This is a genomic window from Pantoea agglomerans NBRC 102470, from assembly GCF_001598475.1.
GTDB lineage: Bacteria > Pseudomonadota > Gammaproteobacteria > Enterobacterales > Enterobacteriaceae > Pantoea > Pantoea agglomerans.
Genome location: NZ_BCZA01000005.1, coordinates 309,912 through 330,971, shown reverse-complemented (window position 1 = coordinate 330,971; position 21,060 = coordinate 309,912). Strand labels below are relative to the sequence as shown.

Sequence of the window (21,060 nt, the reverse complement as noted above, 5' to 3'; positions counted from 1 at the left end):
AGAATTTTCATCAAATTAGGGATCTCTGATAGGCAATGCCGGACTCAGCCCCTATAATCGGCGCCGTTTCTTAACCGGGGCGGACGCCACCGGTTTCTTCAGAACGTTAAGACAGAGGTCATCATGGCAATCGAACGTACTTTTTCTATCATCAAGCCAAACGCCGTCGCTAAAAATGTGATTGGTGCTATCTACAACCGTTTTGAAAGCGCTGGCTTCAAAATCGTTGGCGCAAAAATGCTGCAGCTGAGCAAAGAGCAGGCTGAAGGTTTTTACGCTGAGCACCAGGGCAAGCCATTCTTCGATGGTCTGGTTGAATTCATGACCTCTGGCCCGGTTGTTGTTTCCGTGCTGGAAGGTGAAAATGCCGTTCAGCGTCACCGTGACCTGATGGGTGCCACTAACCCGGCAAACGCACTGGCTGGCACACTGCGTGCTGACTACGCTGACAGCTTCACCGAAAACGCCACGCACGGTTCAGATTCTGCTGAATCCGCTGCCCGCGAAATCGCTTATTTCTTTGGCGAAAACGAAATCTGCCCACGTACCCGTTAATCGCCTGGCGATAAACGTTACGTCGGCTTTACAAAAATCTGCGTAGGGGAGGTCACTCCCGCCTGTTATCAGGCTGCAGATGTTGTACAATATTGCGCCTTCATTGACTCAGCTTAATGAAGGCGCAATTTTTTTCACCTATCCCTGAACAGCGCCATAACGTGTAACAACGAGGCCAGAGAATATTATGTCCGAACAGATTGTGACGTCCGCGTCCGCATCCCCTATTGTCGTCTCCCCCAAAAGCCAGAAAATAAACCTGCTGGATCTCAACCGTCAGCAGATGCGCGAATTCTTCCTGTCGCTGGGCGAAAAGCCTTTCCGCGCCGATCAGGTCATGAAGTGGATTTATCACTACTGCTGCGATGACTTCGAGCAGATGACCGACATCAACAAAAAGCTGCGTAACCGGCTGATGGAGCTGACGGAGATCCGTGCGCCAGAAGTGGCAGAAGAGATGCGCTCTACCGACGGCACCATCAAATGGGCCATTCGCGTGGGCGACCAGCTGGTGGAAACGGTCTATATCCCGGAAGGGGACCGCGCCACGCTCTGTGTCTCTTCACAGGTGGGTTGTGCGCTGGAGTGTAAATTCTGTTCGACCGCACAGCAGGGCTTTAACCGTAACCTGCGGGTGTCAGAAATTATTGGTCAGGTGTGGCGCGCGGCAAAAATTGTCGGCGCAGCGAAAATCACCGGCCAGCGTCCTATCACCAACGTGGTGATGATGGGCATGGGCGAGCCGCTGCTCAACCTCAATAACGTGGTCCCGGCGATGGAGATCATGCTGGATGACTTCGGTTTTGGTCTGTCGAAGCGTCGCGTGACCCTCTCCACTTCGGGTGTGGTGCCCGCGCTGGATAAACTGGGCGATATGATCGACGTCGCGCTGGCGATTTCCCTGCACGCGCCTAACGATAAGTTGCGTGATGATATTGTCCCGATCAACAAAAAGTACAATATCGAAACCTTCCTGGCGGCGGTGAAACGCTACATTGGCAAATCCAACGCCAATCAGGGACGCGTGACCATCGAGTACGTATTGCTGGATCACGTCAATGACAGCACAGATGATGCGCATGAACTCGCCGCATTACTGAAAGAAACACCGTGTAAAATCAACCTGATCCCCTGGAACCCCTTCCCGGGCGCGCCTTATGGCCGTAGCTCCAACAGCCGCATCGATCGTTTCTCCAAAGTCCTGATGGACTATGGTTTTACGACCATCGTGCGTAAAACCCGTGGCGATGATATCGATGCCGCCTGTGGTCAGTTAGCCGGTGAGGTGATCGACCGTACCAAGCGTACGATGCGTAAAAAAATGGCGGGTGAAGCCATCTCTGTGAAGGCTCTCTAGAAGAGTGACTCAGAGCGTTTCCTGAAGTGATGACGCGTGGCAGGCTGCAGCCTGTCAACGTCAACCGGATGGAAACGATTATGCGTAACGGATTACCTGCAGTTTTACTGGCGCTGTTTGTTGTAAGCGGGTGTGTCAGCCAGCATCGCGAACCCGGAGCAGAAGAGGTGCGTCTGCAGTTAGGGATGCACTATCTGGCGGGTGGCGACTATGCCGCAGCTGAGCGAAACTTTCTGCGGGCACAGGCCGCCGCGCCAGAGGATTACCGGGTCTCGCTTGCGCTGGCTCGACTGGCGCAGAAGCAGGGTAATCAGACAGCGGCGCAGGCACGGTTTATACTGGCACAGCAGCAGGCCCCGGATAATGGTTTTGTTGCTAACAATTACGGTGCGTTTCTCTGCGCTTTAAGGCAGTATGGCGAAGCGCATCAACAGTTTAGTCGGGCAAGCGCAGCACCGCAGTTTGATGCACGCAATGACGCGCTTGAACTGGCAGGGTTTTGTTATCTGCAGGCTGGCGATATTGCCGCTGCCCGCAGGACACTACGCCAGGCCATTGAGGCTGACAGACGCAAAGCTGATTCGCTGCTGTCGGAAGCTGAAAAGCAGATGGCAGATAACCATCTGGCGAAGGTGCAGGTTTTGCTTGATGTTTACCAGCAACAGCTGCCCGCAACGGCACGAAGTCTGGCGTTACACTTACGTTTCGCCGCGCTACAGGGAGATGCCGCTGACGTTTCACGTTATGGCGACCAGTTAGCGCGACGTTTTCCGCAATCGATACAGTACCAGCGTTATTTAGCTAATGAATACTGAAGCCACTCAAGAAAACTCTGCATTACATTCAACAGGTGAACGCCTGCGTCTGGCCCGTGAGCAGATGGGGCTGACGCAGCAGAACGTCGCTGAACGCCTGTGCCTGAAACTTTCTACCGTGCGTGATATCGAGGAAGACAAATCGCCTGCCGATCTGGCCTCCACGTTCCTGCGCGGATACATTCGCTCCTACGCGCGTCTGGTGCACATTCCTGAAGAGGAACTGCTGCCGATGATGGCGAAACAGACACCGATTCGGGCTTCAAAGATCGAGCCGATGCAAAGTTTCTCGCTGGGCAAACGCCGCAAGAAACGCGACGGCTGGTTGATGATTTTCACCTGGCTGGTGGTGTTTGTGGTAGTGGGTCTGACCGGTGCCTGGTGGTGGCAGAATCATAAAGAGTCACAGGATGATCTGGTGCCGATGACCGATCAGAACAGCAGCAGCGGTGATAGCGGTCAGTCGATTCCGCTGGGTGAATCCAGCGGTGACAGCGCGGCACCTGCCGCGCCTGACGAAAGCAATACCACCAGTGACAACAGCGCAGCCAGTGCGCCAGCGAGTGCGGCTCCGGCCGCCACTGGCAGCAACAGCGCGACCACCGCACAGCCGGATACCACCAGCAATGCCGTGGTTTCACCGAGCCAGGCGCCCGTGGACAACTCAGCGGCTGCACCTGCGGCCACAAACACGAATACCAATACCAGCACGGCACCTCAGATGCCAGTAGGTGCAGCGGCGGTCAGTGAACCGGCTGCTGACCCTAATGCGGTGGTGATGACCTTTAACGCCGACTGCTGGCTGGAAGTGAGCGATGCCACCGGCAAAAAACTGTTCAGCGGCATTCAGCGCAGTGGTGGTAAACTCAGCCTCGCAGGAACGCCTCCGTATCGTCTGAAAATTGGCGCGCCTTCCGCTGTTCAGGTGCAATATCAGAATCAGCCCGTTGATTTAAGTCGTTTTATCCGTAATAACCAGGTTGCTCGCCTGACGTTGGGTGCGCAATAACAGCGTATCGCGTACCGGGCAATTGTGGAGAAGAAATATGCATAACGAAGCACCCATTATCCGTCGTAAATCCAAACGCATTTACGTCGGCAAGGTGCCGGTCGGTGACGGCGCACCCATCGCTGTCCAGTCGATGACCAACACCCGCACCACTGACGTGGAGGCGACGGTAAATCAGATCAAAGCCCTTGAGCGAGTCGGTGTCGATATCGTTCGTATCTCGGTGCCTACCATGGATGCCGCAGAAGCATTCAGACTGATCAAACAGCAGGTTAACGTCCCGCTGGTTGCAGATATTCATTTTGACTACCGCATCGCCCTGAAAGTCGCCGAGTATGGCGTCGACTGCCTGCGCATCAATCCCGGTAATATCGGGAACAATGAGCGCATCCGTATGGTGGTGGACTGCGCGCGCGACAACAATATTCCGATTCGAATCGGCGTGAACGCCGGTTCGCTGGAGAAAGATCTGCAGGAAAAGTATGGCGAGCCGACGCCGCAGGCGTTGCTGGAATCTGCCATGCGCCATGTCGATCATCTCGACCGTCTTAACTTCGATCAATTCAAAGTCAGCGTTAAAGCCTCTGACGTTTTCCTCGCGGTTGAATCTTATCGTCTGCTGGCGAAACAGATTGAACAGCCACTGCATCTCGGTATCACCGAAGCGGGCGGCGCGCGGGCTGGCGCAGTGAAATCGGCGATTGGACTGGGTCTGCTGCTGTCAGAAGGGATCGGCGATACGCTGCGTATCTCGCTGGCCGCCGATCCGGTAGAAGAAGTCAAAGTCGGTTTCGATATCCTCAAGTCACTGCGCATCCGTTCTCGTGGCATCAACTTCATCGCCTGTCCGACCTGCTCACGTCAGGAGTTCGACGTTATCGGCACGGTCAACGCGCTGGAGCAGCGTCTGGAAGACCTCATCACCCCGATGGATGTCTCCATTATCGGCTGCGTGGTCAACGGACCCGGCGAGGCGACTCTCTCTACGCTGGGCGTGACCGGCGGCAGCAAGAAGAGTGGTTTCTACGAAGATGGTGTGCGTCAGCGCGATCGTCTCGACAACAATGACATGATCGATCAGCTGGAAGCGCGCATTCGTGCTAAAGCGTCGATGCTGGATGCCAGTCGCCGTATTGATGTGCAGCATCTGGAAAAATAATGGCGTACGCGGTTTGCGTGCGTGACTTTTTTGACTGAACCTGTGCGGTTTCATCCTCATAAGGTATGATGCCGGACAGGTTTTTTTGCATTAAGAGATTCTAACGTGGCGAAGAATATTCAGGCGATTCGCGGGATGAACGACTACCTGCCTGCGGATACCGCCCTCTGGCAACGGATTGAAGGCGTTCTCAAGCAGACGCTGGCGAGCTACGGTTACAGCGAAATTCGCTTACCGCTGGTGGAGCAAACCCCACTGTTTAAACGCGCCATCGGTGAAGTCACCGACGTGGTTGAAAAAGAGATGTATACCTTCGAAGACCGCAACGGTGAAAGCCTGACGCTGCGTCCGGAAGGCACTGCAGGTTGCGTGCGAGCCGGTATTGAACACGGTTTACTCTACAACCAGGAGCAGCGCCTGTGGTATATGGGCCCGATGTTCCGCTATGAGCGTCCGCAGAAAGGCCGCTATCGTCAGTTCTACCAGATTGGCGTGGAAGTGTTTGGTCTGCAGGGACCGGACATCGATGCTGAACTGATCATGCTGAACGCCCGCTGGTGGAAAGCCCTGGGTATCTCTGAACACGTTCGTCTGGAACTCAACTCTATCGGTTCGCTGGAAGCACGCGCGCATTACCGCGACGCGCTGGTCGCCTTCCTTGAACAGCACAAAGAGGTTCTGGATGAGGATTGTAAACGCCGCATGTACACCAATCCGATGCGCGTTCTCGACACTAAAAATCCCGATATTCAGCAGTTACTGAATGATGCGCCACAGCTTGGCGACTATCTTGATGACGAATCACGTGAACATTTCAGCGGCCTGTGTGCCCTGCTGGATGACGCCAGGATCAGCTACACCGTCAATCAGCGTCTGGTACGCGGTCTTGATTATTACAATCGCACCGTGATTGAGTGGGTCACCGATAGCCTGGGTTCACAGGGCACGGTATGTGGTGGCGGTCGCTATGATGGCCTGGTTGAGCAGCTCGGTGGCCGCGCAACACCTGCCGTTGGCTTTGCCATGGGCATGGAGCGTCTGGTGCTGCTGGTTCAGGCGGTTAATCCTGAATTTGAACCGACGAGCAATGTGGATGTCTATGTTATCGCTTCAGGTCAGGGCGTGCAGTCTGCAGCAATGCAGCTGGCTGAGAAATTGCGTGATGAAGCGCCAGAACTGAGGCTGATGACCAACTTTGGCGGCGGCAACTTCAAGAAACAGTTTGCCCGTGCTGACAAGTGGGGCGCTCGCGTCGCACTGGTGTTAGGCGAGGACGAGGTCAAAGCCGGTCAGGTCGTGATTAAAGATCTGCGCCGTGGCGAGCAGCAAACGCTGGATCAGGCAGAGGCTGCTGCTGTCTTGCGCTCGCTGTTACAGTAAGCGTGACACAGCACCAACCATAGAAAGGAGAGGGATTGCGTGGAAGTGTATAGCAATGAGAACGAGCAGACCGACGCGCTGCGCAACTTTTTTGCCAACAATGGCAAAGCGTTAGCTATTGGCGTGGTGATCGGCATTGCTGCGCTGGGCGGCTGGCGTTACTGGAGCAGTCATCAGGACGATACGGCGAAGACAGTATCAGCGCAGTATCAGCAGCTCACCAGCGCCATGCAGGCGGGCAAACCGGAGACGCTGGAAGCGGTAAACCGTTTTGCCAGTGAAAACAGCAACACCTACGGTGCGCTGGCTGCGATGGATCTGGCGAAGCAGTATGTTGACGCCGGTCAGCTTGATAAAGCCGCGACGCTGCTGCAAAACGGACTGAAAGATACCAAAGATGCCAATCTGCAGGCGGTGATTAACCTGCGCCTGGCACGCATTCAACTGCAACAGAATCAAGCGGATGCGGCGCTTAAAACCCTTGACGGTGTGAAGGGTGATGGCTGGACAGCCATTGTGGCCGATATTCGCGGCGAAGCGCTGCTGACCAAAGGCGACAAGCAGGGCGCGCGCGATGCCTGGAGTAAAGGGGTTGAATCTGACGCCTCTCCGGCATTGAAGCAAATGATGCAGATGAAGATGAATAACTTAAGCTAAGCCAGTCAAGAGAGAGCGCATGGAATTACGTAAATACCTGCTGCCGGGACTGATTTCAGTCACTTTGCTCAGCGGTTGTTCGCTGTTTAGCGGCGAAGAAGATGTAGTAAAAATGGCCCCGTTGCCGAAGGTGGAAAATCAGTTCACGCCACAGAAAGTGTGGAGCACCTCGGTAGGCGATGGTGTCGGTGATTTCTACTCAAATCTGCATCCTGCCTGGCAGGATAATACGGTTTATGCTGCCGACCGCTTTGGTATCATCAAAGCGCTCGATGCCGCAGACGGTAAAGAAAAATGGAAAGTCGATCTCTCTGAGAAAACCGGCTTCTTCTCTAAAAATCGCTCAGCCATGTTATCAGGTGGCCTGACGGCTGATGGCGATCGGGTCTATGTTGGCAGCGAGCGCGGCCAGGTTTATGCCCTCAACAGCAGTGATGGTAGCCTGGCGTGGCAGACGAAAGTCGCCGGTGAAGCCCTGTCACGTCCGGTAGTCAGCGATGGTCTGGTGCTGGTTCATACCAGCAACGGCATGTTGCAGGGCCTGGATCAGAGCAGCGGTGCCGTGAAGTGGAGCGTTAACCTGGATATGCCAGCGTTGTCTCTGCGCGGTGAATCTGCTCCGGCTGTCGCTTTTGGTGGCGCGATTGTCGGTGGCGACAATGGTCGTGTCAGTGCCGTGGTGCTGAACCAGGGACAACTGGTCTGGCAGCAGCGTATTTCCCAGGTCAGCGGTGCCACTGAGATCGATCGTCTTAACGATGTCGATACCACACCGGTTATCGTCAACGGCGTGGTTTACGCGCTGGCGTATAACGGCAATCTGACAGCACTGGATCTGCGTTCCGGCCAGATTTTGTGGAAACGCGAAATTGGCGGTGTGAAAGATCTGATTGTTGATGCCGGCCGCATCTATCTGGTCGATCAGGACGATCGTGTGATTGCGCTTAACGCTGACGGCGGCGTCGCCATCTGGCGTCAAAGCGATCTGCTGCATCGTAACCTGACTTCGCCGGTGCTCTACAACGGCTATCTGGTTGTCGGCGACAGTGAAGGTTATCTGCACTGGCTGAACACCACGGATGGTCGTTTTGTTGCGCAGCAGAAACTGGATAGCTCAGGCTTCCAGACCGAGCCGGTGGTCGCCAGCGATAAGCTGCTGATCCAGTCGAAAGATGGTGAGGTTTATGCGATTACCCGTTAACGGGTACACGTCTGGCAGGTGAAATCCTCCGTTCCGACGGCTCCTGATTTAATCAGGGGCCGTTTCGTTTTTAGTCAGGCATGGTATTCTTTGCGCCTTAAGCCTGAACTTGACGGCCAGAGCCGTTATAATCACGCCATTCGGGCGGTTAATTATTTATTGAGGCATTTTGTTATGGTACCTGTGGTCGCGCTGGTTGGGCGTCCCAATGTGGGAAAATCTACGCTATTTAACCGCTTAACCCGCACACGTGATGCGCTGGTAGCGGATTTTCCTGGACTGACTCGCGATCGCAAATATGGTCGCGCCGAAGTGGAAGGGCGCGAATTTATTGTTATTGATACCGGTGGTATCGACGGCACCGAAGAGGGTGTTGAAACGCGGATGGCCGAGCAGTCACTGCTGGCGATTGAAGAAGCGGATGTCGTGCTGTTTATGGTCGATGCGCGTGCGGGCATGATGGCCGCCGATCAGCAAATCGCTAAGCATCTCCGTTCCCGCCAGAAAGCGACTTTCCTGGTGGCCAACAAAACTGACGGGATGGATCCTGATCAGGCGGTTGTGGACTTCTATTCACTGGGCCTGGGCGAGATACACGCCATTGCGGCATCGCATGGTCGTGGTGTGAGCAGCCTGATAGAAGAGGCACTGCTGCCATGGATGGACAAAGTTGAGACGGTCGAGCTCACGGAAGAAGAAGAGAACCAGGCGTACTGGGCTGCGCTTGAAGCTGACGAGATTGCTGAGCAGGAAGCCGCCGAGGAAGAAGAAAACTTCGACCCGACGGGCCTGCCGATCAAACTGGCGATTGTTGGCCGTCCTAACGTAGGTAAGTCAACGCTTACCAACCGTATTCTCGGTGAAGACCGCGTGGTGGTCTACGATATGCCGGGCACCACCCGCGACAGCATCTATATTCCGATGGAGCGTGATGGACGTGAATACGTTCTGATCGATACGGCGGGCGTGCGTAAGCGTGCAAAAATCTCTGACACCGTAGAGAAATTCTCGGTGATCAAGACGCTGCAGGCGATTGAAGATGCCAACGTGGTGATGCTGGTGATTGATGCCCATGCCGGTATTTCCGATCAGGATCTGTCGCTGCTTGGCTTCATTCTCAACAGTGGTCGTTCGCTGGTGATTGTGGTCAACAAATGGGATGGCCTGTCGCAGGAAGTGCGTGATGAAGTGAAAGAGACACTGGACTACCGTCTGGGCTTTATCGATTTCGCCCGCATCCACTTTATCTCTGCGCTGCACGGCAGCGGCGTCGGCAATCTGTTTGAGTCGATCACTGAAGCCTATGACTGTTCGACGAAGCGTGTAAACACCTCGCTGCTGACCCGTATCATGAACATGGCGGCAGACGATCACCAGCCACCGCTGGTACGCAGTCGTCGCGTTAAGCTCAAATACGCGCACGCGGGGGGCTATAACCCGCCTATCGTGGTAATCCACGGTAATCAGGTTAAGGATCTGCCAGATTCTTACAAACGCTACCTGATGAACTATTTCCGTAAATCACTCAACGTGATGGGAACGCCAATTCGTATTCAGTTCAAAGAGGGTGATAACCCTTATGAAGGCAAACGTAACCTGCTGACACCAACGCAGCAGCGTAAACGTAAGCGTCTGCTGGCGCATATGAAAAAGAATAAGCGTTAAGAATAGAGGGCCATCTGGCCCTCTTTTTTTTGCCCTGAATAAACCGGAGCAGGGAGAAAATAGTGACTATTATTTGCGAAAAATGTCAGCAACCGCTGTCGCTCAGTGACGGTGAATTTATCTGTAATACCTGCGGTACGCATTACCCCGCACAACCCTGCTGTCCGGCGTGTCATCAGCCGCTTGAGGTGCTCAAAGCCTGCGGCGCGGTGGACTATTTTTGCCGGAACGGACATGGCCTTATCTCCCGCAAGCGCGTCCTTTTCCAGCCGCCAGGTCACTGACGCCGCTTTCAGCTACGCTTAAAACGTCTGAGAATTCAGAGCGACGACTGGCTCATTTTGTAGCAAAAATGCTATTGCGCCGTAACAAATGAGTTGTAGATGTTCACTCTGTAATGTACCAGGTGGTACAATCCTGCCGCGTCGTGGGAGGGGCAAGCCACATCCATGTTCTTCCGGCCCCTCGATCTCACGGACGCGGGTCTGTTTATATTCGATTTGAAACCGAGCGGTGCCTGGCGCGGACTGACTTAACGCGCCGGAGTCCGGATGGCATCTGTCCGGGTGCTCTGTTTATTCAGGAGAGTAAGTATTATGGCTGAAACATCCTCCCGCTCCGGAAAGGGGCTGGGAATAGCATCCGTGCTGCTCGGACTGGTGCTACTTGCCACCGGTCTGTTTTTTGCAATTGGCGGCGGCAAACTGGTTGCACTTGGTGGCAGCGGGTACTTTTTAATTGCGGGTATCGTCACTGTACTCTCCGCAATTCAGTTCTTCCGTCGCAAATCCTCGGCAGTGGTTCTGTTCCTGCTGGTCTTTGTCGGCACCCTGATCTGGTCGCTGTTCGACGCGGGCCTGGAGTTCTGGCCGCTGGTATCACGCCTGATGGTGCCTGCCGGACTGATGCTGCTTGCCTTCCTGATCTGGCCTTCACTGCGTAAGCATGAAGGTAAGCACTCACTGGCAAAACCCTCTTATGCGTTCTCTGCGCTGCTGGCGGCAGGCATGGTTGTTACGCTGGTGCAGATGTTCCAGCCACATCCTACCGTTGCAGGCACGGGCGAAGAGCTGCCGCTGATCCCGGTAGATAAAGCGAAACAGCAGAAAGACTGGGATAACTACGGTAATACCCCGCAGGGCAGCCGCTTTGTGGCGCTGGATCAAATCACCCGCGACAACGTGAAAGATCTGCAGGTGGCCTGGACTTTCCGCACCGGTGATACCCCTGTCAGCCCGACCGGCAACGGCGCAGAAGATCAGCAGACACCGTTGCAGATTGGCAATACCCTTTATCTCTGCACACCGCACAACAACGTCATCGCCGTTGAAGCCAACAGCGGTAAGCAGATCTGGAAACGTGAAATCAATGCCAAAGCGGAAGTCTGGCCGCGCTGTCGTGGTCTGGCTTACTTTGACGCCACAAAACCGCTGCAGCAGCCAGATAAGCCGGGGTCTTCACCTGTGACTGCCGCAGTGTTGCCAGCCGGTGACAGCTGTCAGCGTCGTATTCTGATGAACACCATCGACGCGCGTCTGATTGCGATCAATGCTGACAACGGTGAGTTCTGTGAAAACTTTGGCGATCACGGCATCGTTGATCTCAAAGCGGGCATGGGCAAGGCACCGGATCCGCAATATCAGCTGACCTCAGCGCCAACCCTGGCTGGTACCACTGTGGTGGTCGGCGGTCGCGTAGCGGATAACGTGCAGACGGATATGCCGGGTGGCGTGTTGCGTGGCTTTGACGTTATCACCGGCCAGATGCGCTGGGCGTTTGACCCAGGCAATGTTGACCCGAATGCGATATTGATGCCGGGTAAAGATTATACCCGCAGTACGCCGAACTCATGGGCACCGATGTCTTACGACCCGGCAATGAACACCGTGTTCATTCCAATGGGCAGTTCGTCGGTTGACCTCTGGGGTGCGAACCGTACTGAACTGGATCACAAATATGGCGCATCGGTTCTGGCGCTGGATGCCACGACCGGTAAAGAGAAGTGGGTTTATCAGACCGTGCATAACGATCTGTGGGACTTTGACCTGCCGATGCAGCCAAGCCTGATCGACTTCCCGCAAAAAGATGGCACTACCACACCTGCGGTAGTGATTGGCGGCAAAACCGGCATGATCTTCGTGCTTGACCGTATGACCGGCAAGCCGCTGACCAAAGTCGAAGAACTGCCGATGCCGCAGGGTCATATCCCGAACGAGCAGTACACCAAAACGCAGCCACACTCGACCGGGATGCCGCAGATTGGCAACCAGACGCTGAAAGAGTCTGACATGTGGGGTGCCACGCCGTTTGATCAGCTGGCCTGCCGCATTGGCTTCAAATCCATGCGCTATGATGGCCTGTTCACCGTGCCGGACACCGACAAGTCTCTGAGCTTCCCGGGTTCGCTGGGCGGTATGAACTGGGGCAGCATGTCGGTCGATCCGAACAACCACCTGTTGTTCGTCAATGATATGCGTCTGGGTCTGTGGGTTCAGATGATCCCGGCTGATACCAGCAATATTGCGCGTGGCAGCAACGGCGGCGAAGCGATCAACACCGGTATGGGTGCCGTTCCGCTAAAAGGCACGCCATATGCTGTGAATAAAAATCGCTTTATGTCACCGCTGGGTATCCCATGTCAGAAACCGCCATTTGGTACGCTGTCGGCGATTGACATGAAAACGCAGAAAATCGTCTGGCAGGTGCCGGTCGGCACGGTGCAGGATACCGGACCATTCGGTATCAAGATGCGCGTGAAAATGCCGGTTGGCATGCCAACGCTGGGCGGTACGCTGGCCACGCAGGGCGGCCTGGTGTTCATCGCGGGTACGCAGGATTACTATCTGCGCGCCTTTGATTCTTCAACCGGGAAAGAGGTGTGGAAAGCACGTCTGCCGGTGGGCAGTCAGGGTGGCCCGATGAGCTACGTCTCACCGAAAGATGGAAAGCAGTACATCCTGATCTCGGCAGGTGGCGCACGTCAGTCACCGGACCGTGGTGATTATGTGATTGCTTACGCACTGCCAGACAGCAAGTAACAACGCTTAATGAAAAGGGCCGACATTGTCGGCCCTTTTTTTTGCTTATTTACCGTCGCGCCACAGCGCCTGCAACTCAGGCGGCGCCACCTGTTCCGGAATCAACAGCACTATCGTCCCGACCTCGCGGTGGGTTGCATACTGAATCTGGATGCGAAAATAGCGCTGGTCGCCACTGCCCACCTGCGCGGCTTTCTCCTCAGGTTCGCCCAGCGGCATCGCCTGCTGCAGCGCATGGCAGACGCGCTCTCTTTCTGGCGGCGGCAGCTCGCCCAGCATAAAGCGTCGTTCGGCGCGTAGCCCCGGAATAAAGGCCATGCCGCCTTCACGCGCGACGATGATGGTGGCGTCATCAGTGAGTTCGGGCAGGTCACTCATAGCACGCCAACCTCCTTCCATGCCTGTTCAATGGCACTGCCGACCGATTCGTTAAACCGTTTTTTACCATGCTGAACGGTGAAGCGGGCAAAGGTCTTAAAGTCAGCATCCTGTGGCAGTTCGTCGTCACACACCGTGTCGTACCAGGCATATCCCGCCTGTTCCCACGCATAACCACCCAGCGCTGTTGCTGCCAGATAAAAAGCCCGGTTAGGGATGCCGGAGTTGATATGAACCCCGCCATTATCTTCACGTGTCTTCACGTAGTGATCCATGTGTGCCGGTTGCGGATCTTTGCCCAGCATCGGGTCATCATAGGCAGAGCCAGGTTCAGACATCGATCGCAGACCACGCCCATTGATGCCGCTTACCAGCAGGCCTTCGCCGATAATCCAGTCCGCCTCATCGGCGCGCTGTTTTTTACTGAACTGTTTCACCAGCGAGCCAAACACATCTGACAGCGACTCATTCAGCGCACCGGCCTGCTCGAAGTAGATCAAGCCGGCTTCATTTTCCGTCACGCCATGCGCCAGTTCGTGCGCCACAACGTCAATCGCAATGGTGAAGCGATTAAAGATTTCGCCGTCACCATCACCAAATACCATTTGCTGACCGTTCCAGAAGGCGTTCTGGTATTTGTCACCGTAGTGCACGGTACCGAGCAATTTCAGCCGCTGATTATCCAGCGAATTACGCTGATAAGCCTGCCAGAAGAAGTCATAGGTTACGCCAAGATAGTTCCAGGCTTCCTCAGCCGCCACGTCGTCATTGCCGGGCTGGCCCTCCTGACGAATCAGCTTACCTGGCAGGGTCTGCTGACTTTGCGCATCATAAATTTCACGATCCACGTGGCCGCCTGCCGCGGTTTTTGCCACCGGCTGCTTTTGCCAGTGTTCCGCCATCAGGTGCTGGACGTGTGTCAGGGTGCGACGCGCCTGCTCCTGCTGGTGGCCGGAACCGTGCGCGATGATTTTGCGAAGGATATAGGGAGGAATAACGCAATAAGCCATCTGAAACTCCTTGGCGACAGGGAATGTGCCAGAAAGTATAGACCCGTCAGGCTGGTTAGACCTCATTAGTGAGGCCAGCGTTAAGTGTAAAAGTGTGAGCTGACGGGCAGAGTCAGGAGACGGTTTTGCGGCGGCGCTTTTCTGAGACAACAACGTTGGCAAGCCATCTGAAACGCCCTGGCGACAGGGAATGTGCCAGAAAGTATAGACCCGTCAGGCGGGTTAGACATCATTAGTAAGGCCAGCGTTAAGTGTAAAAGTGTGAGCTGATGGGCAGAGTCAGGAGGCGGTTTTGCGGCGGCGCTTTTCTGAGGCAACAACGTTGGCAAGCCATCTGAAACGCCCTGGCGACAGGGAATGTGCCAGAAAGTATAGAGCCGTCAGGCGGGTTAGACCTCATTAGTCAGGCCAGCGTTAAGTGTAAAAGTGTGAGCTGACGGGCAGAGTCAGGAGGCGGTTTTGCGGCGGCGCTTTTTCTCAGGCAGTAACTGCGTCACCTGGCTTTCAACCCAGCCATCATCAAGACGGGTACGGAGCAGGTCGCCGCTCTGGAGCTGTGCGGTTTTCTTCACCACCTGTCCGGCGGTGTCGGTGGTCACGCTAAAACCGCGCGCCAGCGTCGCCAGCGGGCTGACGCCTTCCAGTTGCGCCACCAACTGACCAAAGTGCTGTTTGCTGGTGCTCAGCTGTTTTGTCATGCTCTGCTGCAGGCGGTAGTGCCAGCTTTGCAGCTGTTTTTGCGCATCGAACAGCCGCTGCTGAGGCTGCTGGGCATTGAGTCGATGCGACAGACGATCCTGCTGACGCGTGGCCTGACGCAGGCGGGTTTCCATCGCTTCTCCCAGTCGCTGCTGCAGGCGGAACAGGGCGGTCTGCTGACGGGCCAGACGCAGCTGCGGATGCTGCTGTTGCAGACGATGTTCAAGGCGGGAGTAAAGCCGCTGCTGACGTGCCAGGTAGTAATCCATCGCCATCTCCAGCCGCTGTTGCTGTGACTGCAACTGACGCAGTAACTCCAGCTGGTTACGGCTGACAATTTCAGCCGCGGCGGAAGGGGTGGGTGCACGTAAATCGGCAACGAAGTCGGCAATGGTGACATCGGTTTCATGACCCACCGCGCTGACGATGGGAATGCGGCTGGCAAAAATGGCGCGCGCCACGCGTTCATCGTTAAAGCCCCACAAATCTTCCAGCGAACCGCCGCCGCGTCCGACAATTAAGACGTCGCACTCGTTGCGCAGGTTGGCGATTTCAATTGCGCGGACGATAGCCGCTGGCGCATCGACGCCCTGAACTACGGTCGGGTAGATGACCACGGGCAGGGAGGGATCACGGCGATGCAGCACGCGTAACACATCGTGCAGCGCCGCGCCGGTGGAAGAGGTGATTACCCCGACCTGACGCGCCGGTTCCGGCAGCGGTTGCTTATGCTGCGGATCAAACAGTCCTTCGGTGGCCAGTTTTGCTTTCAGCAGTTCAAACTGCTGCTGCAGCAAGCCTTCACCCGCCGGATGCATACTTTCGGCAATCAGCTGATAGTCACCGCGTGGCTCATAGAGAGTGATGTTGGCGCGAACCAGCACCTGCTGACCATGCTGCGGACGAAAGGTAACGCGTCGGTTACTGTTGCGGAACATAGCACAGCGAACCTGAGCGCCATCATCTTTCAGCGTGAAGTACCAGTGACCGGATGCCGGTTGCGTGAAGTTGGAGATCTCGGCGCTGATCCAGACCAGGCCCATCTCTTTCTCCAGCAGCTGACGCACTGTCGTATTGAGACGGCTGACGGTAAAAATATTGGCGATGGGTGGCAGCGACATGTGACGAAGATCAAATTCCAAATCAGCAGGTTAATTCATCGATACTACAGGGCTGTCAGTGCGGATCAAGAGTTTTTCGTAAATAATGCTGGAGGCAATCGATTACGGCCTGTATAATGCCGCGGCAATATTTTATCTATTCTCAATCACCCGAGGTGGAGTATTGCCATGTTAAGAATCGCTAAAGAAGCACTCACTTTTGACGACGTTCTGCTCGTCCCTGCACACTCCACCGTCCTGCCGAATACGGCCGATCTCAGCACCCAGCTGACCAAAAATATCCGTTTAAACATTCCTATGCTCTCCGCTGCCATGGATACCGTGACCGAGTCGGGTCTGGCGATTGCGCTGGCACAGGAAGGCGGCCTTGGCTTCATCCATAAAAATATGTCAATCGAACGCCAGGCGGACGAAGTGCGCAAGGTGAAGAAACATGAAAGCGGCGTGGTGACTGAACCACAGACCGTCCTGCCAACCACCCCACTGGCTGACGTTAAAGCGCTGACCGAGCGCAACGGCTTTGCGGGCTATCCGGTAGTTAACCGCGACAACGAACTGGTGGGTATCATCACCGGTCGTGACGTGCGCTTTGTCACTGACCTTTCACAGCCTGTCTCTGCAGTCATGACCCCGAAAGATCGTCTGGTGACGGTGAAAGAGGGCGAAGCGCGCGATGTGGTGCTGCACAGGATGCATGAAAAGCGCGTTGAGAAAGCGCTGGTGGTAGATGACAGCTTCCATCTGCTGGGCATGATCACCGTTAAAGATTTCCAGAAAGCTGAACGTAAACCTAACGCCTGTAAAGATGAGCAGGGCCGTCTGCGTGTCGGTGCGGCAGTTGGCGCAGGTGCAGGTAACGAAGAGCGTATCGATGCGCTGGTTGCAGCGGGCGTTGACGTGCTGCTGATTGACTCTTCACACGGCCATTCTGAAGGCGTGCTGTCACGTATCCGTGAAACCCGTGCCAAATACCCGGACCTTGAAATCGTCGGCGGCAACGTAGCCACCGGTGCCGGCGCACTGGCGCTGGTTGCGGCAGGCGTCAGCGCCGTTAAAGTGGGTATCGGCCCGGGCTCTATCTGTACTACCCGTATCGTAACCGGCGTGGGCGTTCCGCAGATCACTGCCGTCTCTGACGCAGTCACCGCGCTGGAAGGCACCGGTATTCCGGTGATTGCCGATGGCGGTATCCGTTTCTCCGGTGACATCGCGAAAGCGATCGCCGCCGGTGCGTCCTGTGTCATGGTCGGTTCGATGCTGGCGGGGACCGAAGAGTCACCGGGCGAGATCGAACTCTATCAGGGCCGTTCGTTCAAATCCTATCGCGGTATGGGTTCACTGGGCGCGATGTCTAAAGGCTCTTCTGACCGCTACTTCCAGACCGATAACGCCGCTGACAAACTGGTGCCGGAAGGTATCGAAGGTCGCGTGGCCTATAAAGGCCGTCTGAAAGAGATCGTGCATCAGCAGATGGGCGGCCTGCGCTCGTGCATGGGCCTGACCGGTTGCCCGACCATTGATGACCTGCGCACTAAGGCGGAGTTTGTCCGCATCAGCGGCGCCGGCATCAATGAGAGCCACGTGCATGATGTGACCATCACCAAAGAGTCACCGAACTATCGCATGGGTTCATAATCCCGATTTCCCGCCCGGCTTCAGCCGGGCGCTTTTATTGATTAAGTCACCGTTCTGGAAAACCCTCAATGACGACGGAAAATATCCATAAGCATCGCATTCTGATCCTCGATTTCGGCTCACAATATACTCAGCTGGTTGCACGTCGCGTGCGCGAGCTGGGCGTTTACTGTGAACTCTGGGCATGGGATGTCACCGAAGAGCAGATTCGCCAGTTCAATCCAAGCGGCATCATCCTTTCCGGTGGCCCGGAGAGCACCACCGAACTGAACAGCCCGCGTGCGCCTGAATATGTCTTCAGCGCTGGCGTGCCGGTGCTGGGTGTCTGCTACGGTATGCAGACGATGGCGATGCAGCTGGGCGGCACCGTTGCTGGCTCAACTGAGCGCGAGTTTGGTTATGCGCAGGTTGAAGTGACGACGCCAAGCGCCCTGGTTCGCGATATTGAAGATGCGATCAGCGCCGCTGGCAAACCGCTGCTGGATGTCTGGATGAGCCACGGCGACAAAGTCACGGCGATCCCGGCTGACTTCGTGACCGTTGCCAGCACAGAAACCTGTCCGTTCGCCATCATGGCTAACGAAGAGAAGCGTTTCTACGGCGTGCAGTTCCACCCGGAAGTGACCCATACCCGCCAGGGCCTGCGGATGCTTGAGCGCTTCGTTATCGACATCTGTGAATGTGAAGCCCTGTGGACGCCAGCCAAAATCATTGAAGATGCGGTTGAACGCCTGCGTGTGCAGGTCGGCAACGACAAAGTGATCCTCGGCCTGTCAGGTGGTGTTGACTCCTCCGTGACGGCAATGCTGCTGCATCGCGCCATTGGCGACCGTCTGACCTGCGTGTTCGTAGATAACGGGCTGCTGCGCCTGAACGAAGCACAACAGGTTATGGATATGTTTGGCGACCACTTCGGCCTCAACATTATTCACGTTGAAGGCGAAGCGCGCTTCCTCGACGCGCTGGCAGGTGAGAATGAGCCGGAAGCGAAACGTAAAATTATCGGTCGCGTCTTTGTGGAAGTCTTCGACGAAGAAGCGCTGAAGCTGCAGGACGTTAAGTGGCTGGCACAGGGCACCATCTATCCGGATGTTATTGAGTCTGCGGCCTCCGCAACCGGTAAGGCGCACGTCATCAAATCGCATCACAACGTCGGCGGCCTGCCGAAAGAGATGAAGATGGGCCTGGTTGAGCCGCTGCGTGAGCTGTTCAAAGATGAAGTGCGTAAGATTGGTCTGGAGCTGGGCCTGCCTTACGACATGCTCTATCGCCATCCGTTCCCGGGCCCAGGTCTGGGCGTGCGCGTGCTGGGCGAAGTGAAGAAAGAGTATTGCGACCTGCTGCGCCGTGCCGATGCCATCTTCATTGAAGAGCTGCATAAAGCGGATCTCTATAACAAAGTCAGCCAGGCGTTCACCGTCTTCCTGCCGGTACGTTCAGTCGGCGTGATGGGCGATGGCCGTAAATATGACTGGGTTGTCTCGCTGCGTGCGGTGGAAACCATCGACTTTATGACCGCACACTGGGCACACCTGCCGTATGATTTCCTGGGCCGTGTCTCTAACCGCATCATCAATGAAGTCGACGGCATCTCCCGCGTGGTGTATGACATCAGCGGTAAGCCACCAGCGACGATTGAGTGGGAATAACCTGGCCTCAGCCAGTTAATCCCTGATAAGTCTGCAGCCCGCTCCTCAGCGGGCTTTTTTATTGCTCTGACCGTGCGCAGACTCGCTGTTTTAACCTTTCAGCACATCCAGGTCCGTCGCTGGTGTTTTCCTGTTCACTTTGCCGGAAATTACGCTATCCTCCATGCAGTAAAAGCCCGCAACTGACGTCAGTTGTGTCCCGCTTTTATCCGCCGCTTTCACCGATTGTCTGTATCCCAAAGCCGCCGCTTACTGAAATTGCCTGCTGAACAGGCGTTTCGCGATTCTTACGTCACCAGGAATGTTGTCATGCTCTCACTTAAAGTGTTCAGCCTGTTTTTTGTTGCCGTACTGCTGCTATCGCTGGGAGCCAGCATCGCGCAGGCGACGCGTCACAGCGATACCACAGAGCAGGGCGGCTGGTGGTCGGCCCGGCGCGATTCAGCCGGAATAGCGCCCGACCCGCGCGCTTTATATAGCCTGGCTATCGTACAGGTCTATGCTGCGCCGACTTACGGCTGGAAAGGGGCGGTGGCGGTGCATCCGTGGATCATCTTCAAGCGCGCCGGTGAAACGCGTTTCACTCGCTACGAAGTGATTAGCTGGGGCAGCGGCGATAAAGTCCGGCGCAACACCAACCTGCCTGATGGCTACTGGTATGGCGCAAAACCGCGGCTGCTGGTGGAACATCGCGGACCGGAAGCAGAAGCGATGATCCCGCAGATTGAAGCCGCCATTAAATCCTATCCGTGGCCGACAACCTATCGCGCCTGGCCTGGACCAAACAGCAACACCTTCCTGGCGCATATTGGCCGCGAAGTACCCGCTTTAAGGCTTGATCTGCCCGCTAACGCGCTGGGAAAAGATTACCGGCCACTGTGGCGTCCGGTCGGGCTGCCGCCATCCGGGCGCGGCCTGCAGGTGTCGATTCTGGGCGTGGCGGGCGTGACGGTGGGTGCAGAAGAGGGATTTGAAGTCAATCTGCTGGGTCTGAACATGGGAGTCGATTTCACACCGTTCCGGCTGCGTCTGCCGTTTATTGGCGGCCTGGGAAATGACAACCTTCAGCAGGATAAGCCCTGACAGTCTGGCCCCGTCAGGGGCCGTTTCACCTCAGCACACGCCAAAGTCACCCTCTTCGTGATAGAGATTGACGCTCTCTGCTTTCACTTCGATCTCTTTTTTCGCCGCATCATCAACGCGTGCACACCATAAGGTATCGCCTTCTACGCGCAGCACCTGCATTTTCGGGCCGCCGGTTTTCGACTGAACAAAATCCTCTGCTTTAAACATATTGCCTCCGTTGATTATCGCTTCTGCTGCCAGATGACTTCTGGCGCTGATCGTTTTTTGTGTGACGTTTTCCAGTTTATACCCTGACTGTTTTACTGCGAGAAAAAGTCTGCGCATGCTGAGCCGCACTAAGATAATTTCATCAGGTTGTCAGTTGACAACTCATCAATTCGGCGTCAGGATAGGGAAAAACATGGCAAGGAAGCGGCATCCCAACAAAGAGATCGAAACGGCGTTACGTTACGCCGAATCCCATGGCTGGCTGGTCGTCACGGGAGGCCATCATGCCTGGGGCAAAATGTACTGTCCGAAAAATCTGTTGATGTGCCGATGTGGGGAGTTTTGTCTGACCTGTATCTGGAGCACACCAAAAAACGCACATCAGCATGCCCGCGCGCTGCGACGCGTGGTCGACAACTGTCACTATCTGAAGTCCTGA

The 21,060-nt window shown here is 55.6% G+C and carries 19 protein-coding genes; 15 read left to right on the top strand and 4 right to left on the bottom strand.

Annotated features, from left to right (window positions below):
• The first annotated feature begins 123 nt into the window (after positions 1–123).
• The 11 genes from ndk (at position 124) to PAG01S_RS12035 (ending at position 12,836) form a co-directional block, all read left to right on the top strand.
• Positions 124–555: a nucleoside-diphosphate kinase gene (gene ndk, locus PAG01S_RS12085; RefSeq protein ID WP_003848684.1), complete on the top strand. Its 432-nt coding sequence runs from the start codon at positions 124–126 to the stop codon at positions 553–555.
• 187 nt (positions 556–742) lie between these two features.
• Complete coding sequence (rlmN, locus tag PAG01S_RS12080) at positions 743–1,912, top strand: dual-specificity RNA methyltransferase RlmN (protein ID WP_010257560.1); 1,170 nt, start codon at positions 743–745, stop codon at positions 1,910–1,912.
• Positions 1,913–1,992: 80 nt separating this feature from the next.
• Complete coding sequence (gene pilW / locus PAG01S_RS12075) at positions 1,993–2,727, top strand: type IV pilus biogenesis/stability protein PilW (RefSeq protein ID WP_062758867.1); 735 nt, start codon at positions 1,993–1,995, stop codon at positions 2,725–2,727.
• On the top strand, positions 2,717–3,736 hold the full coding sequence (gene rodZ / locus PAG01S_RS12070; RefSeq protein WP_010257552.1) for a cytoskeleton protein RodZ: 1,020 nt from the start codon (positions 2,717–2,719) through the stop codon (positions 3,734–3,736). The genes pilW and rodZ overlap by 11 nt, the downstream gene beginning before the upstream one ends.
• A 37-nt stretch (positions 3,737–3,773) precedes the next feature.
• Positions 3,774–4,895 carry a flavodoxin-dependent (E)-4-hydroxy-3-methylbut-2-enyl-diphosphate synthase gene (gene ispG, locus PAG01S_RS12065; RefSeq protein ID WP_003848692.1) on the top strand — a complete coding sequence of 374 codons (1,122 nt, stop codon included), beginning with the start codon at positions 3,774–3,776 and terminating at the stop codon, positions 4,893–4,895.
• A 105-nt stretch (positions 4,896–5,000) separates the two neighbouring features.
• Complete coding sequence (gene hisS / locus PAG01S_RS12060; protein WP_062758815.1) at positions 5,001–6,275, top strand: histidine--tRNA ligase; 1,275 nt, start codon at positions 5,001–5,003, stop codon at positions 6,273–6,275.
• Positions 6,276–6,314: 39 nt separating this feature from the next.
• Positions 6,315–6,932 (top strand): YfgM family protein, encoded by a 618-nt coding sequence (locus PAG01S_RS12055; protein ID WP_010257542.1) that lies wholly within the window; start codon positions 6,315–6,317, stop codon positions 6,930–6,932.
• A 19-nt stretch (positions 6,933–6,951) separates the two neighbouring features.
• On the top strand, positions 6,952–8,133 hold the full coding sequence (gene bamB, locus PAG01S_RS12050; protein WP_062758813.1) for an outer membrane protein assembly factor BamB: 1,182 nt from the start codon (positions 6,952–6,954) through the stop codon (positions 8,131–8,133).
• 174 nt (positions 8,134–8,307) lie between these two features.
• On the top strand, positions 8,308–9,798 hold the full coding sequence (der, locus tag PAG01S_RS12045; RefSeq protein WP_010257536.1) for a ribosome biogenesis GTPase Der: 1,491 nt from the start codon (positions 8,308–8,310) through the stop codon (positions 9,796–9,798).
• Positions 9,799–9,860: 62 nt separating this feature from the next.
• A complete protein-coding gene (locus PAG01S_RS21710; RefSeq protein WP_010257531.1) occupies positions 9,861–10,082 on the top strand; it encodes a zinc ribbon domain-containing protein in 222 nt (73 codons plus the stop codon).
• Positions 10,083–10,394: 312 nt separating this feature from the next.
• Positions 10,395–12,836 carry a glucose/quinate/shikimate family membrane-bound PQQ-dependent dehydrogenase gene (locus tag PAG01S_RS12035; protein WP_010257526.1) on the top strand — a complete coding sequence of 814 codons (2,442 nt, stop codon included), beginning with the start codon at positions 10,395–10,397 and terminating at the stop codon, positions 12,834–12,836.
• Positions 12,837–12,881: 45 nt separating this feature from the next.
• Here PAG01S_RS12035 and PAG01S_RS12030 read toward each other — a convergent pair whose 3' ends face one another.
• From PAG01S_RS12030 to xseA, 3 genes are all read right to left on the bottom strand, one after another.
• Positions 12,882–13,214 carry a protealysin inhibitor emfourin gene (locus PAG01S_RS12030; protein ID WP_060680735.1) on the bottom strand — a complete coding sequence of 111 codons (333 nt, stop codon included), beginning with the start codon at positions 13,212–13,214 and terminating at the stop codon, positions 12,882–12,884.
• Complete coding sequence (locus PAG01S_RS12025) at positions 13,211–14,224, bottom strand: M4 family metallopeptidase (protein WP_062758811.1); 1,014 nt, start codon at positions 14,222–14,224, stop codon at positions 13,211–13,213. The genes PAG01S_RS12030 and PAG01S_RS12025 overlap by 4 nt, the downstream gene beginning before the upstream one ends.
• Before the next feature lie 446 nt (positions 14,225–14,670).
• Positions 14,671–16,044: an exodeoxyribonuclease VII large subunit gene (gene xseA / locus PAG01S_RS12020; RefSeq protein WP_033758621.1), complete on the bottom strand. Its 1,374-nt coding sequence runs from the start codon at positions 16,042–16,044 to the stop codon at positions 14,671–14,673.
• 168 nt (positions 16,045–16,212) lie between these two features.
• Between xseA and guaB the strand changes: the two genes are divergently transcribed.
• The 3 genes from guaB (at position 16,213) to PAG01S_RS12005 (ending at position 20,411) form a co-directional block, all read left to right on the top strand.
• On the top strand, positions 16,213–17,679 hold the full coding sequence (guaB, locus tag PAG01S_RS12015; RefSeq protein WP_010671324.1) for an IMP dehydrogenase: 1,467 nt from the start codon (positions 16,213–16,215) through the stop codon (positions 17,677–17,679).
• A 68-nt stretch (positions 17,680–17,747) separates the two neighbouring features.
• The gene (gene guaA, locus PAG01S_RS12010) at positions 17,748–19,328 is read left to right on the top strand and encodes a glutamine-hydrolyzing GMP synthase (RefSeq protein ID WP_010671325.1); all 1,581 of its coding nucleotides are present in this window, start codon (positions 17,748–17,750) and stop codon (positions 19,326–19,328) included.
• A 309-nt stretch (positions 19,329–19,637) separates the two neighbouring features.
• On the top strand, positions 19,638–20,411 hold the full coding sequence (locus PAG01S_RS12005) for a DUF3750 domain-containing protein (RefSeq protein WP_062758809.1): 774 nt from the start codon (positions 19,638–19,640) through the stop codon (positions 20,409–20,411).
• Positions 20,412–20,441: 30 nt separating this feature from the next.
• Here the strand turns inward: PAG01S_RS12005 and PAG01S_RS12000 are convergent, their stop codons facing one another.
• Positions 20,442–20,621: a GDFGVC terminal motif YodC-like protein gene (locus tag PAG01S_RS12000; RefSeq protein ID WP_022624131.1), complete on the bottom strand. Its 180-nt coding sequence runs from the start codon at positions 20,619–20,621 to the stop codon at positions 20,442–20,444.
• 193 nt (positions 20,622–20,814) lie between these two features.
• Between PAG01S_RS12000 and PAG01S_RS11995 the strand changes: the two genes are divergently transcribed.
• Complete coding sequence (locus tag PAG01S_RS11995) at positions 20,815–21,060, top strand: hypothetical protein (RefSeq protein WP_010671328.1); 246 nt, start codon at positions 20,815–20,817, stop codon at positions 21,058–21,060.

Bases quoted from the DNA above. Each gene is read 5' to 3' on its own strand.
- ndk (WP_003848684.1), top strand. From the start codon at position 124: ATGGCAATCGAACGTACTTTTTCTATCATCAAGCCAAACGCCGTCGCT.
- rlmN (WP_010257560.1), top strand. From the start codon at position 743: ATGTCCGAACAGATTGTGACGTCCGCGTCCGCATCCCCTATTGTCGTC.
- pilW (WP_062758867.1), top strand. From the start codon at position 1,993: ATGCGTAACGGATTACCTGCAGTTTTACTGGCGCTGTTTGTTGTAAGC.
- rodZ (WP_010257552.1), top strand. From the start codon at position 2,717: ATGAATACTGAAGCCACTCAAGAAAACTCTGCATTACATTCAACAGGT.
- ispG (WP_003848692.1), top strand. From the start codon at position 3,774: ATGCATAACGAAGCACCCATTATCCGTCGTAAATCCAAACGCATTTAC.
- bamB (WP_062758813.1), top strand. From the start codon at position 6,952: ATGGAATTACGTAAATACCTGCTGCCGGGACTGATTTCAGTCACTTTG.
- der (WP_010257536.1), top strand. From the start codon at position 8,308: ATGGTACCTGTGGTCGCGCTGGTTGGGCGTCCCAATGTGGGAAAATCT.
- PAG01S_RS12035 (WP_010257526.1), top strand. From the start codon at position 10,395: ATGGCTGAAACATCCTCCCGCTCCGGAAAGGGGCTGGGAATAGCATCC.
- PAG01S_RS12030 (WP_060680735.1), bottom strand. From the start codon at position 13,214: ATGAGTGACCTGCCCGAACTCACTGATGACGCCACCATCATCGTCGCG.
- PAG01S_RS12025 (WP_062758811.1), bottom strand. From the start codon at position 14,224: ATGGCTTATTGCGTTATTCCTCCCTATATCCTTCGCAAAATCATCGCG.
- xseA (WP_033758621.1), bottom strand. From the start codon at position 16,044: ATGTCGCTGCCACCCATCGCCAATATTTTTACCGTCAGCCGTCTCAAT.
- guaB (WP_010671324.1), top strand. From the start codon at position 16,213: ATGTTAAGAATCGCTAAAGAAGCACTCACTTTTGACGACGTTCTGCTC.
- guaA (WP_010671325.1), top strand. From the start codon at position 17,748: ATGACGACGGAAAATATCCATAAGCATCGCATTCTGATCCTCGATTTC.
- PAG01S_RS12005 (WP_062758809.1), top strand. From the start codon at position 19,638: ATGCTCTCACTTAAAGTGTTCAGCCTGTTTTTTGTTGCCGTACTGCTG.
- PAG01S_RS12000 (WP_022624131.1), bottom strand. From the start codon at position 20,621: ATGTTTAAAGCAGAGGATTTTGTTCAGTCGAAAACCGGCGGCCCGAAA.
- PAG01S_RS11995 (WP_010671328.1), top strand. From the start codon at position 20,815: ATGGCAAGGAAGCGGCATCCCAACAAAGAGATCGAAACGGCGTTACGT.